This window comes from Streptomyces canus (genome assembly GCF_030816965.1).
GTDB lineage: Bacteria > Actinomycetota > Actinomycetes > Streptomycetales > Streptomycetaceae > Streptomyces > Streptomyces canus_E.
Genome location: NZ_JAUSYQ010000002.1, coordinates 596,650 through 609,482, shown reverse-complemented (window position 1 = coordinate 609,482; position 12,833 = coordinate 596,650). Strand labels below are relative to the sequence as shown.

The 12,833-nt window shown below is 71.7% G+C and carries 9 protein-coding genes; 3 read left to right on the top strand and 6 right to left on the bottom strand.

The features are described 5' to 3' along the window. Window positions 1-11 precede the first annotated feature (11 nt). Window positions 12-2,354, top strand: coding sequence for a glycosyl hydrolase family 95 catalytic domain-containing protein (locus QF027_RS03720; RefSeq protein ID WP_307072591.1), 2,343 nt, complete (start codon window positions 12-14; stop codon window positions 2,352-2,354). Then, window positions 2,351-3,556, top strand: coding sequence for an SGNH/GDSL hydrolase family protein (locus QF027_RS03715; protein ID WP_306986104.1), 1,206 nt, complete (start codon window positions 2,351-2,353; stop codon window positions 3,554-3,556). The genes QF027_RS03720 and QF027_RS03715 overlap by 4 nt, the downstream gene beginning before the upstream one ends. A gap of 7 nt (window positions 3,557-3,563) precedes the next feature. On the opposite strand, the gene QF027_RS03710 is transcribed toward QF027_RS03715, so the two are convergent. The 5 genes from QF027_RS03710 to QF027_RS03690 form a co-directional block, all read right to left on the bottom strand. Further along, on the bottom strand, window positions 3,564-6,509 hold the full coding sequence (locus QF027_RS03710) for a helix-turn-helix transcriptional regulator (protein ID WP_307072590.1): 2,946 nt from the start codon (window positions 6,507-6,509) through the stop codon (window positions 3,564-3,566). A 154-nt stretch (window positions 6,510-6,663) separates the two neighbouring features. Continuing rightward, on the bottom strand, window positions 6,664-7,017 hold the full coding sequence (locus QF027_RS03705) for a UBP-type zinc finger domain-containing protein (RefSeq protein WP_307072588.1): 354 nt from the start codon (window positions 7,015-7,017) through the stop codon (window positions 6,664-6,666). Then, the gene (locus QF027_RS03700; RefSeq protein ID WP_307072586.1) at window positions 7,014-8,471 is read right to left on the bottom strand and encodes an ATP-binding protein; all 1,458 of its coding nucleotides are present in this window, start codon (window positions 8,469-8,471) and stop codon (window positions 7,014-7,016) included. Before QF027_RS03700 ends, QF027_RS03705 begins: the two co-directional genes overlap by 4 nt. Further along, entirely contained in the window at window positions 8,468-10,144 is a 1,677-nt protein-coding gene (locus QF027_RS03695) for an FAD-dependent oxidoreductase (RefSeq protein ID WP_306986112.1), read from the bottom strand. Before QF027_RS03695 ends, QF027_RS03700 begins: the two co-directional genes overlap by 4 nt. Before the next feature lie 119 nt (window positions 10,145-10,263). Further along, entirely contained in the window at window positions 10,264-10,617 is a 354-nt protein-coding gene (locus QF027_RS03690; protein ID WP_306986114.1) for a VOC family protein, read from the bottom strand. Between the two features lie 60 nt (window positions 10,618-10,677). On the opposite strand from QF027_RS03690, the gene QF027_RS03685 reads away from it, so the two are divergent. Beyond that, complete coding sequence (locus tag QF027_RS03685; protein WP_307072584.1) at window positions 10,678-11,550, top strand: universal stress protein; 873 nt, start codon at window positions 10,678-10,680, stop codon at window positions 11,548-11,550. Between the two features lie 2 nt (window positions 11,551-11,552). Here the strand turns inward: QF027_RS03685 and QF027_RS03680 are convergent, their stop codons facing one another. After that, window positions 11,553-12,794, bottom strand: a complete 1,242-nt coding sequence (locus QF027_RS03680) for a DUF4032 domain-containing protein (protein ID WP_306986118.1) — start codon at window positions 12,792-12,794, stop codon at window positions 11,553-11,555. Window positions 12,795-12,833: the final 39 nt, after the last annotated feature.

Genomic DNA, 12,833 nt, shown 5'->3' with positions numbered 1-12,833 from the left:
CAGGAGCCGCCATGACCCCCGACCCGTCCAGACGCGGCGTCCTCGCGCTGACCGCCGCACTCGCCGCGCTGCCCACCTTCACCGCGACCGCGGCACCCCAACGACCCGCCGACACACCCGCCCTCGACGCCGACCCACGCCACCGACTCCGGTGGCAGGCTCCCGCCGACGAACACTCGATGATCGAACAGGGCCTGCCCGTCGGCAACGGCCGCCTCGGCGCCCTCGCGAGCAACGACCCCGGCCGCGAACTCCTTCTCGTCACCGACGCCACCCTGTGGACCGGCGGCCTCAACGACATCCTCGACGCAGACGGCCAATTCCCTTACGGCCGACAGGACTTCGGCTCCTTCACCCTGCTGGCCCGGCTCACCGTCGACATCCCCGACCACGACCTGTCCGCCGTCTCCGGCTACCGCCGCACCCTCGACCTCGCCCAGGGCGTGAACGAAACGTCGTACGTCCGCTCCGGCGTGACCTACCGGCGCCAGATCTTCGCCAGTCACCCCGACGACGTCATCGTCCTGCACTTCGGCCAGAGCGGAGGAGGCCACTACACCGGCACGATCACGCTGGAGGGAACCCACGGCGAGGAGCCCGCGGCCTCCTTCGGCGCCACCCTCCCGAACGGCCTGAGATACGGGGCCGCGATCGCGGCGTTCGGCTCCGGCGGCAGCGTCACCGTCGAAGGGACGCACATCGGCTTCACCGGGTGCAGGGAGCTCACCGTCGTCCTGAGCGGAGGCACCAACTACACGCCCGACGCCGCCGCGCACTTCCGTGACCCCTCCCTCGACCCGCAGAAGCTCGCACGCGCCAAGGTCCGGGCCGCAGCCCGTCACTCGGCGGACACCCTGCTGCGCACCCACACCGCCGACCATCACGCCCTGTTCGGGCAGTTGGACGTCTCGCTCGGCACCTCCTCCGCCGAGCAGCGCTCCCTCGACACCTGGGAGCGCCTGCGCGCACGCGCCCGGGACGGGGTGCCCGACCCCGAACTGGAGGCCCAGTACCTGCAGTTCGGCCGCTACCTGATGATCGCGGGATCACGCGGCAGCCTCCCGCTGGGCCTCCAGGGACTGTGGCTCGACGGCAACGACCCGGACTGGATGGGCGACTACCACACCGACATCAACATCCAGATGAACTACTGGGCGGCCGACCGGACCGGTCTGTCCCAGTGCTTCGACGCGCTCACCGACTACTGCCTCGCCCAGCTCCCGTCCTGGACCGACCTCACCCGCAGGCTGTTCAACGACCCCCGCAACCGCTACCGCAACTCCACGGGGAAGAACGCCGGCTGGACGGTCGCCATCTCCACCAACCCCTTCGGCGGAGGCGGCTGGTGGTGGCACCCGGCGGGCAACGCCTGGCTGTGCAACTCCCTCTGGGAACACTACGAGTTCACCGCCTCCCGCACCTATCTGGAGAAGATCTACCCCCTCCTGAAAGGCGCCTGCGAGTTCTGGGAGGCGCGGCTGCTGACCACGACCCTCCCGGGCACCTCACGGGAGGTCCTGATCGCCGACAGCGACTGGTCGCCCGAGCACGGCCCGCTCGACGCCAAGGGCATCACCTACGCCCAGGAACTCGTCTGGGCGCTGTTCGGCAACTACTGCACGGCCGCGGCCGAGTTGAGAAAGGACGCGGAATTCGCCGCCACGATCGCCGGCCTCCGCAAGCGCCTCCACCTCCCCCAGGTCAGCCCCGCCACGGGCTGGCTGGAGGAGTGGATGTCCCCGGACAACCTCGGCGAGACCACCCACCGCCACCTGTCGCCGCTCGTCGGTCTCTTCCCCGGCGACCGCATCCGCCCCGACGGCTCCACCCCGGCCGACATCGTCGAGGGTGCCACCGCCCTGCTCACCGCACGCGGCATGGAGAGCTTCGGCTGGGCCAACGCCTGGCGCGGTCTGTGCTGGGCCCGCCTCAAGAACGCCGACAAGGCCTACCAGTTGGTGGTCAACAACCTCCGGCCCTCCAGCGGAGGCAGCAACGGCACCGCCTTCAACCTCTTCGACATCTACCAGGTGGAACAGGGCCGCGGAATCTTTCAGATCGACGCGAATCTGGGTACCCCTGCGGCGATGATCGAGATGCTGCTCTACTCCCGCCCCGGCCACCTGGAACTCCTGCCTGCCCTGCCCGACGCCTGGGCCCCCTCCGGCTCTCTCACGGGAGCGAACGCACGCGGCGGCTTCGTCGTGGACCTGCGCTGGCGTGATGGGAAACCGACCGAAGCACGGATCCGCAGCGCCGGAGGCCGCACCACGACGGTCGCGTACGCGGGAAGCGCCCGCACGGTGACGCTGAAGCCGGGCGCCACGGTCACCCTGAAGGGCTTCGACCGATGAGGCGCCGGACGGCCCGAGGGGCCCGGCTCCTCGCGGTCACGGTCGCTGCCGCCGCACTCCAGGCCACGCCCGCACCGGCCGCCGTCAGCCCACCCGACGGGGTGATCACCTGGGGCACGAGCGCCTATCCCATCGGCGACTCGGCCGCCGACCGCGGCTACCGCATGGTCGTGCACACCAGCGTCGGCGGCCACGACCCGCGCATCCGGCTCTCCAACGCTTTCGGCCACCAGCCGGTCACCTTCGACAGCGTCTACGCCGGTCTCCAGCTGAAGGACGCCGAGCTGGTGCGCGGCACCAACCGGCAGCTCACCTTCGACGGGTCCTCCTCCGTCACCGTGGAACCCGGCGCCACGGTGTACAGCGACCCCTTGTCCGGCAGGCTGGCCGCCGGATCGAACCTGGTCGTCAGCCTCCACACCCCGGACGCGGCGGGCCCGGTCACCGGCCACTGGATGGCCCTGCAGACGTCCTACGCCACCCAGGGCGACCACACCGCCGAGGAGAGCGGCGCCCACTGGACCGAAGGCATCGGATCGTGGTTCTACCTTGACGCGGTCTCGGTGCGCACGCCCGGGGCCACCGGTGCCGTGGTCGCACTCGGCGACTCCATCACCGACGGCTGGCAGTCCACCAGTGACCACAACCGCCGCTGGCCCGACTACCTCGCCCGCCGCCTCCAGAAAGCCCACACCACGGTCAAGGGCGTGGCCAACGAGGGGATCTCCGGCAACAAGGTGCTGGCCGACGGCGCCGGGCCGAGCGCCCTGAACCGGCTGGACCGGGACGTCCTCTCCCAACCGGGCGTGCGCACCGTGTTCCTCTTCGAGGGGGTCAACGACCTCAAGGCCCACACCGGTGTCACGGCACCGGATCTGATCGCCGGCTACCGCGAGATCGTCGACCGGGCCCACGACGCGGGCAAGTGCGTGGTCGTCTCCACCATCGCCCCCTTCAAGGGCTGGCCGGAATGGGACCCGGCCGCCGAGACCGTACGACAGGGGGTCAACGACTTCGTCAGGAGCCACCGCGAGGAGTTCGACGCGGTCACCGACTTCGACCGCGTCCTGCGCAGCCCCTACGACCACGAGCGGATGCTCCCCGTCTTCGACGGCGGGGACCACATCCACCCCAACGACAAGGGCATGCAGGCGATGGCGGACTCCGTCGACCTGAACAGCCTGGACTGCGCCCGCCACTGAGGGAGCGTCAGCCGCGGGCCGTCGTCTCCGGGGCGATCAACCCCTTGCGGTAGGCGACGGCCACGGCCTCGGTGCGGCTCGCCGCGCCCAGCTTGGCCAGGATGTTGGAGACATGCACACTCGCCGTCTTGCCGGTGATGAACAGCTCCTCGCCGATCTGGCGGTTGCTGCGCCCCCGGGCGAGCAGCCGCAGCACGTCCTGCTCGCGGGCCGTGAGCAGCGACGCGGTGGGCGGGGCCTCGGCGAGCCGGCCGCGCCGGATCAGCTCGTCGACCTGCTCGAGCAGCACCGTGGCGCCGAGCCGGGCGAACACCTCACGAGCGGCACGCGCCTCGGCCGCGGCCTCCTCACGCCGGTCGGCGGCGAGCAGGGCCTCGGCGTACCGCAGCCGGCAGCGCGCCGGTTCGTACACGTCACCGAAGTCGAACGCGGCGACCGCCCTCGCCCAGGCCTCGGCGTCCGGCCCCGACAGGGCCCGTGTCCACTCCGCCTCGGCCCGGGCCAGCCAGGCCTGCCCCTCCGGGCCCTGCGGTATCCCGCGCTCGCCGTGCGCGGCGGTGGCCCTGGCCAGCTCGACCAGTTCGGTCGCGGTCTCCGCCCAGCGACGCGCCCCGGCCCGGTCCCCTTTGCGGCGCAGCTCGTCGGCCCGGTCGGCGACCGCGGACAGCGCGAGGGTGGCCAGCCGGACGGTGACGTGAGGAAGCGCGCCCGTGTCGTCGGTCAGCGCCGCGAGGGTGGACCGCATCCGCTGTACGGCGTCCTCCGGATCGCCCCGCAGCGCCGCCGCGTCGGTCAGCGCGATGCCCGCGACGAGCGTGGCCATCCAGTCGAAGGGCCCCTCCAGCAGGGCCCGCGCCCGGTCGGCGGCCCTGAGGTCGCCGCGCGCGAGCCCGACGTACAGCGCGGGCGCCATCGTGTACCCGCCGGCCGCGGGCAGCACCTCGGCATCGGCGTGCGCCGCCCGGACACAGTCGTCCCAGCGGCCCAGCGTGTACAGCACCAGCAGCTGGAGGTAGCGCATCTCCATCGGATACGGCGACGACAGCAGCCCGGCGCGACGGGCACGGTCCAGCCCTTCGGTGAGCCAGGGAAGGCACTCGTCGAGGTGCCCGGACTCGAAGGAGCCGACGGCGAGATTGAACAGAGCGCGCATCTCCACGGGGGTGCTGCCCGCCTGCCGGGCCAGCTCCCGGGCCTGACGCAACCGGTTCCGCCCCGCCTCCGTGCGGCGGCCACCGCCTTCGAGCACGGCCAGCGAGATCAGCAGATCCGCCTGGGCGTCCGGTACGCCCAACTGCTCGGCGATGCCGAGGGCCTGCCGGGCGACCCGCAGCGCGACCTCGTTCTCCCCGACGTGCCGGGCCGCCATCACATGGGTGGCCGCGGCCCACACCCAGGTACGGGACGGGGGATCGGCGGGGATCATGGCGAGCGCCTCGCTGCTGTAGGCGAAGGCCGCGGTGAGGTTGTCGACGCTCATCAGGTTCCCGGCGAGCGTGTAGCGCACCCGGGCGGCGAGTTCGGAGTCCGCCTCCTGGCCGACACCGGCGAGCGCGGCACGCGTGAGCGAGACCGCCCGGTGCAGTTCGCCGGTGTGCGCGGCCGCCGCCGAGGCCCGCAGCATGAGCCGCACCCGGTCGACCCCCTCACCCGAGGGCCGCGCCGTCGGCTCCACCGCCGACCACAGGTCGAGGGCCGCCTCCAGATGCCGTAGCTCCTCGGCGGGTGCCCCCACCCGCTGGGCGTGGTCCGCGGCCTCCAGCGACGCGGCGAGGGATTCGGCCAGGTCGTGGCTCTCGCGGTAGTGGTGGGCCCGCTCCGCCGCGCTCTCGGCCCGATGCCCCCGCCCGTCGAGCAGCCGGGCGAACGCCCCGTGCAGCCGCGCCCGCTCACCCGGCAGCAGATCGGCGTACACGGCCTCACGGGCGAGGGCATGCCGGAACGCGTACGTGTCCCCTTCACCGGGCACCAGCAACTGTCGCCCGATGGCCTCCCGCAGCGCCGTTTCCAGCTCTTCCTCGGGCAGTCGTACGGCATCCCGCAGCAGGTCGTGCTCGACGCGGCGCCCGGCGACGGCGGCGGTGCGCAGCACCTGCTGAGCGGTGTCGGGCAGCTGCTCGAACCGAATCAGCAGCACATCGGCGAGCCCACTGGGCATCCCGCCGTCGCCGCTCCCCGTGGCGGCGAGCAACTCCTCGGCATAGAACGCGTTGCCCTCGGCCCGCTCGACGATCCGCCGCACGGTGTGGTCCGGCAGCGGCGCCTCCCGCAGGGACCGCACCAGCCGGGCCACCTCGCCGTCGGCCATCGGCCGCAACTCCAGCCGCTCGACCCCGGGCAGCCGCACCAGCTCGGCGAGCAGCGGACGCAACGGATGCCGCCGGTGCAGATCATCCGCCCGGTACGAAGCGAGAACGGCCAGCCGGTGTGTGGGCGCCCCACCCGCCGACCGCTGGAGGATCCCCCGGCTGAGCAGGAACCGCAGCAGATCGCGGGACGACTGATCGGCCCAGTGCAGATCCTCCAGGACGAGCAGCAGGGGAGCGATGTCCGAGAGATCGGAGAGCAGCCCGGCGATCCCCTCGAACAGTCGAAGCCGCCCACCGGAGTCGCCGACAGCGCCGCCGCCCAGCAATCGCCCCACCGCCGGATACGCGGCGAGGGCATCGGCGAACCGTTCGTCCTGGGCGAGCGCTCCCAGGACCTCGGTGAACGGCAGATACGGCAGGCCGACATCACCGAGATCGACACAGTGCCCGGTGAGCACGGTCATCCCAGCAAGGGCAGCTCTCCCGGCCACCTCGTCCAGGATCCTGGTCTTCCCGACCCCGGCGTCCCCGGCGACGAGGACCGCCCGGGCCTCCCCGCTGCGGGCACGCTCCAGCACACCGGAGAGCCGGGCAAGCTCGTCTTCTCGCCCGATGAGAGGCGTACTGATGGAGATCTGCGACACGAATACATCCTGGCACGCGGTACTGACAGCGCATGTGACTGAGGGCGCGGTAACCGAGCAAGGGGCGCGGGGCTGGGGCAATATGCGGCTCAGCCGCGTGGGCGCGACCGGCCACGACGCGCCCGCAGCCGCCGGTGGACAGGTCGCCCCGAGCTCAGCCGCGCAGTGTCCGTGCCCAATCCGCCGGCACCCGCCCCTCCGGCCCAGGAGCCGGCTGACCCTCCGGATGATTCCCCGGCGCCGCGAGCTCGGGCCCCGCCTCGAACATCTCACTCGTCTCGAAGTTCCAGAACCACTCCTCACCCGGCTCGAAACTCTGCACCAGAGGATGCCCCGAGTCCCGGAAATGCCCGGTCGCGTGCTGCCCGGGCGAGGAGTCACAGCACCCCACGTGCCCGCACTGCGCACACCGCCGCAGATGGAACCACCATCCGCCCGCCGCGTCGCACTCCACGCACCCGTCCCCGCTGGGCGGCACGCTCGGGTCGATCCCCTTGATGTCGGTCATTCCGGCTCCTCGGTCGTGTCGTTGTCCGCGGCGGTCAGCGGAAGCAGCACCTGGAAGCGGGTGTCGCCCGGTGACGACTCCACCTGAAGCGTCCCGTGGTGCTTGTTGACCACGATCCGCCAGGAGATGTCGAGCCCGAGCCCCGTCCCCTCACCCACGGGCTTGGTGGTGAAGAAGGGGTCGAAGATACGCCCGCGGATGTCCGGCGGCACCCCGGGCCCGGTGTCCCGGAACTCCACCAGCAGCCGGTCGTGTTCGAGCGCGGTCCGGACGGTCAACGTCCCGTCCCCGCCGGCGCTGTTGATGGCCTGCACCGCGTTGTCGATCAGGTTCGTCCACACCTGGTTGAGCTCGGCGGGGTAGGCCGGGATCCTCGGCAGCGTCCGGTCGTACTCCTTGACCACCTTGATCTGCTGCCCGATCTTCCCGGACAGCATCAGCAGCGTGCTGTCGAGGAGTTCGTGCACGTCGGCCACCTGATACGGCGCCCGGTCCAGCTGGGAGTACTGCTTCGCGGCGTCGACGAGATGCGAGATACGGGCCGTGGAGTCGTTGATCTCGTCCATCAACAGCTCGGTCTCGACGGTGTAGTTGAGCCAGCCGATCGCGTTCGGCAGGATCTCCTCGCCCACGGTCGCCGCGACCTGGTCCAGCCAGTCCACGTCGAGGCCGCCCTGCACGAAGGTGGGGGCGATCCGCCAGCCCTCCTGGATGCCGTGGTCGTCGAGCCAGTCGGCGAGGGTGTCCTCCCGGTCGGACGCCTCCAGCGGGCTCAACACGGGCGCCTTGGCGACGCGTTCGGCGGTGCGCTCCTGGATGTCGATGAGGTTCGCCATCACCTCGGGGGAGTAGGAGCCCTGGGCGATGATGCCGAGCTTGTGCCGCATCTTGCCCACCCGCTCGCGCAGCGTCGCCGTGGCTCGCACGGCAGCCGCCGCGGGGTTGTTGAGCTCGTGGGTGAGACCGGCGGACAACGAGCCGAGCGCCAGCAGCCGTTCCCGCTGTCCGATGGCCCGCTGGGTGTTCTTCGAACCGAAGAAGAGTCCCTCCAGCAGATGGACCGCCATCGGGAACCACTCCTGCATGAAGGCCGAGAACGTCTCCGCGGGCAGCACGAAGAACCGTGAAGGTTCCGTCACTCGCATGGAGTTGGTGTAGGTCTGCCGCACCCGGTCCCCGAGATAGGCCTGCATGGATCCCGAGTAGACCCCGCGCTGCGAGGTGCGGTTGACCTCCACGTCGTCGCCGCCGACCCGGCGGGAGAGGACGACCGTGCCCTCGATCATCACGTAGAAGCAGGTGGCGGGTTCCCCCTCGGTGTACACCGGACCCGGTTCGAACCGCTCCACCCGGCCCGCGGCGCACAGCTGTCCGAGCTGCTCGGGCGAGAGCTTCTCGAACAGGAACAGCGACCCGACCTCCCCGGGGCTGCACGGCATCAACTGCCCGCTCATGACTGCTCCAGGTACCGGTGGACGAGCATCACGGCCATGGCTCCCTCTCCGACGGCGGACGCGACCCGCTTCGCGGACTCGGCGCGCGCGTCGCCCGCGACGAACACGCCCGGAATGTTGGTCTCCAGGTGGTACGGCGGCCGGTCCAGCTCCCAGTCCGCCGGCGGCCGCCCGTCGGGCGTGAGGTCGGGCCCGGCCAGGATGAAGCCGTGCTCGTCCCGCAGCACCGTGCCGTCCAGCCAACCGGTCAGCGGGGCCGCGCCGATGAACACGAACATCCACTGCGCGTCGACGAGTTCGGTCTCCCCGGTCTCGGTGTCGCGCAGGGTCAGCTGCTCCAGGTGGTCGGAGCCGTGCGCGGCCTCGACGACGGTACGGGCGCGTACCGAGATGTTGGGAGATTCCTCGATCTGCTGGATCAGGTAGTGCGACATCGAGGCGGCGAGGTCGGGGCCGCGCACCAGCAGGGTCACCGACTTGGCACCCCGGGACAGGTACATCGCCGCCTGCCCCGCGGAGTTGGCGCCGCCGACGATGTAGATGTCCTGCCCCTGGCAGGAGGCCGCCTCGGTGAGCGCCGAGCCGTAGAACACCCCGCAGCCGGTCAGGTCCGTGCAGCCCGGCGCCTCCAGCTGCCGGTACGACACACCGGTCGCCAGGATCACGCTGTGCGCGGCCACCGCCGACCCGTCCGAGAACCGCACGGTGCGGGCCGCGCCGTTGACCTCCAGGCCCGCCACCTCACGGGCGGTGAGGATCTCGGCGCCGAACTTCGTCGCCTGCCGGCGGGCCCTTTCGGTGAGCTGGGCGCCCGACACACCGTCGGGGAAGCCAAGGTAGTTCTCGATCCGTGAGCTCTGCCCGGCCTGCCCGCCGGTCGCCGAGCGCTCCACGAGCACGGTCCGCAGCCCCTCCGAGGCCCCGTACACCGCCGCGCCGAGCCCGGCCGGGCCGCCGCCGATGACGACGAGGTCGTAGAAGTCGGCGGTCGGGGTCGTGGCGAGGCCCACGTGGGCGGCCAGGTCCGGTGCCTCCGGCTCGACCAGGGGCGTGCCGTCGGGGGTGATCACCACCGGCAGCCGCTGCCCGTCCTGCCCCGCGGCAGCCAGCAGCCGCTGCCCCTCCGGCTCCTCCGTGGAGTACCAGCGGTACGGCACCTGGTTGCGGGCCAGGAACTCCCGCACGTCCGAGGAGCGCGCCGACCAGCGGTGTCCGATCACCTTGGTGGCGGGCACGGGCCGGTAGTCGCTGCAGCGCCACGCCTCCAGGAGGTCGTCCAGCACCGGATAGAGCTTCTCCTCGGGCGGGTCCCACGGCTTGAGGAGGTAGTGGTCGAGATCGACGACGTTGATCGCGTCGATCGCCGCGCTGGTGTCCGCGTACGCCGTCAGCAGCACGCGGCGGGCGCCCGGATACACGTCCAGGGCCTGTTCGAGGAACTCGATGCCGTTCATCTGCGGCATGCGGTAGTCGGCCAGGATCACCGCCACGAGGTCGCCGCGCAGCTTCAGCTCCCGCAGCGCCTCCAGCGCGGACTCGCCGGACTCCGCGCGCACGATCCGGTACGACTCGCCGTAGCGCCGCCGCAGATCGCGGGCGACGGCGCGGGAGACCCCCGGGTCGTCGTCCACGGTCAGGATGACGGTCCGCGCCGATTCGGCGGCCTGTGCCATACGTCTCCCACCCCGAGCGGTCGGTCAGGGCCCAGCGCCCCCCGTGGTCACCGACCCGGTCCCGCCCATCGTATGTTCGATCGCCGGGCTACGCGCAGGTATGGCAGACCCTGCCGGGGTCAGGCTCGGCGCTCGCCCAGCACACAGAACTCGTTTCCCTCGGGATCCATGAGCGTCACCCAGGGCTGCTCTCCCTGCCCCACGTCCGCGTGCCGGGCGCCCAGGGCGAGGAGGCGGGTGACCTCGGCCTCCTGGTCGTCCGGCCGGAAGTCGAGATGCAGCCGGTTCTTGACGGTCTTCGGCTCTGGCACCGGCACGAAGAGCACCCCCGGCAGCCGGTCCTTCTCGGGGCGGATCTCGAACTCGTCCGGGGCGTCCGCGACCACCACCCAGCCCAGCGCCTCGGCCCACCAGCGCCCCAGGGCGACGGGGTCGGCCGAGTCCACGATGACTTGTTCCCATTCCAATGCCATACGGGCAGCGTAGTGAAGACTGGACCTCACGGATGTAACCGCTGACATGGAGGCCACCGCATGACCCGCCCGATCACCGCAGGGATCGACGGAACCGAGGAGAGCCTGGCCGCGCTGGACTGGGCCGCGCGGGAGGCGGTCCGGCGAGACGTGGCGCTACGGGTGGTGCACGCGTGGCGGTTCCAGCCGTACGAGGGGATCGACGCGGGAGACCGGGACACTCAGGAGGGCTGGGCGCGGGACGCCGTGGGCGAGGCCGTCCGGACGGTCACCGGGCGGCACACCGGGCTCGACGTGTCCACCGAGGTCGTCGAGGGCGGCAGCGTGGACGTGCTGGTGGCCGCCGCGGCCGACGCCGAACTGCTGGTCCTCGGCTCCCGCGGGCACGGGCCGGTCGTGGGCTTCCTGTTGGGCTCGGTCGGCCAGCAGGTGATCGCCGAGGCGGCGCGGCCCGTCGTCCTGGTGCGTGCCGGGGACCAGGCCACCGCGGAGGCCTCGGGACGCGAGATCGTCGTGGGCCAGGAGGGCGACCCGGAGGACAGCGCCGACGTCCTGCGGTTCGCCTTCGAGACGGCGGCGGCACGGGGGGGCACCGTGCGCGCCGTACGGGCCTGGACGCTGCCGCCGGTGTTCGCCTACAGCCCCGGCTCGCTGAAGCTTCTGGACGAGGCCGGGGGACTGGAGCCGTACGAGAGGAAGGCCCTGGCCTCGGCGCTCCAGCCGTGGCGGGAACGCTTCCCCGACGTGCCGGTCGTCGAGCACATCGAGATGGGCAGCGCGGGGCAGGTGCTGCTGTCGGTGACCGCGCGGGCCCAGCTGATGGTCGTCGGCCGCCGGGCCCGCCGTACCGCTGTGGGAACCCGGATCGGGTCGGTCGCGCACGGCGTGCTGCACCACGCGGACTGCCCGGTGGCCGTGGTGCCGCACGCCTGAGGTCAGTCCGCGGTGGCGGGGGTGGGCTGGAGCGTCTCCCGGGCCTTGGGGAGGATGTTCTTGATGTAGTCGTCCACCGCCGTGTCCAGCCCGATGTCGTGCTGGGCCCGCTCGGACAGGTACCAGCGGTGCTCGAGGAGCTCGTGGTAGATCTCGGCCGGGTCCATCGACCCGCGCATCTCGAGCGGCACGGCCCGCACCGTGGGCCGGAAGACGTCCCGCACCCAGCGGTGGGCGAGCACCTCCGGGCGGGCGCCGAGGGGGTCGCCCGGAGCGTAGTCGTCCTGGGTGGCCATCCAGCTCTCCAGGTCGTTCAGGAGCCGGCGGGCCTGGTTCTCCTCGGCGTCCAGGCCCGTCAGGCGCAGGAGCTGGCGCTGGTGGTGGCCCGCGTCCACGACCTTCGGCACGAACGTGACCGTGTCGCCGTTCGGCGCGTGCTCGATCTGCATCTCGGCCACGTCGAAGCCGAGTTCGTTGAGCCGGCGGATCCGGCGCTCTATGTAGTGGTACTTGCCCGCCGGGTAGACGGACCTGCGGGTCAGCTCCTCCCACAGGCTGTTGTAGCGCGAGCAGATCTCCATGCCGAACTCGATCGCGTCCACCGAGGGGTGCAGCGCCCCGGAGGCCTCCAGGTCGAGCAGCTCGCCGCTGATGTTCACACGGGCGAGGTCGAGGTCGTAGTCCCGCTGCCCGGGGCTGAGCTGCGGATGCAGGTCACCGGTCTCGGCGTCCACCAGATAGGCGGCGTAGGCGCCCGCGTCCCGTCTGAAGAGCGTGTTGGACAGCGAGCAGTCGCCCCAGGCGAACCCGGCCAGGTGCAGGCGGACCAGAAGGACCGCCAGCGCGTCCATGAGGCGGTGCATGGTGGCGGGACGCATGGTCGTCTCGAACATGGAGCGGTACGGCATCGAGCCGCCCAGATGCCGGGTGACCAGCACCGGCTCCAGCGGGGCCTCCTCGCTGTCGGCGCGCCCGGTGACCACGGCGAGCGGATCGACGGCGGGGATGCCGAGCCGGTCCAGGTCGCGCAGCAGTTCGTACTCGCGCAGCGCCGGGCGCTCGGCGAGCTCCTTCACGGCGATGACCTCGTCACCGGCCCGGGCGTAGCGCACCACGTGGCGCGAGATCCCGCGCGGCAGCGGGACCAGGACCTCCTCCGGCCACTGCTCCAGCGGCAGCTGCCACGGCAGTTCGAGCAGGAGCGCGGGGTGCTCCGGGTTCGTCGCGCTGATCTGCAGTGCCATCGGTGCTCTGTCCTTGCCTGGTCGGTGATCGTCACCTCA

What these genes read in the sequence shown, in the direction of transcription:
- QF027_RS03720 (WP_307072591.1), top strand. Translation starts at nt 12, where the DNA reads ATGACCCCCGACCCGTCCAGACGCGGCGTCCTCGCGCTGACCGCCGCA.
- QF027_RS03690 (WP_306986114.1), bottom strand. Translation starts at nt 10,617, where the DNA reads ATGGCATTGGAATGGGAACAAGTCATCGTGGACTCGGCCGACCCCGTC.
- QF027_RS03680 (WP_306986118.1), bottom strand. Translation starts at nt 12,794, where the DNA reads ATGGCACTGCAGATCAGCGCGACGAACCCGGAGCACCCCGCGCTCCTG.
- QF027_RS03705 (WP_307072588.1), bottom strand. Translation starts at nt 7,017, where the DNA reads ATGACCGACATCAAGGGGATCGACCCGAGCGTGCCGCCCAGCGGGGAC.
- QF027_RS03715 (WP_306986104.1), top strand. Translation starts at nt 2,351, where the DNA reads ATGAGGCGCCGGACGGCCCGAGGGGCCCGGCTCCTCGCGGTCACGGTC.
- QF027_RS03695 (WP_306986112.1), bottom strand. Translation starts at nt 10,144, where the DNA reads ATGGCACAGGCCGCCGAATCGGCGCGGACCGTCATCCTGACCGTGGAC.
- QF027_RS03700 (WP_307072586.1), bottom strand. Translation starts at nt 8,471, where the DNA reads ATGAGCGGGCAGTTGATGCCGTGCAGCCCCGGGGAGGTCGGGTCGCTG.
- QF027_RS03685 (WP_307072584.1), top strand. Translation starts at nt 10,678, where the DNA reads ATGACCCGCCCGATCACCGCAGGGATCGACGGAACCGAGGAGAGCCTG.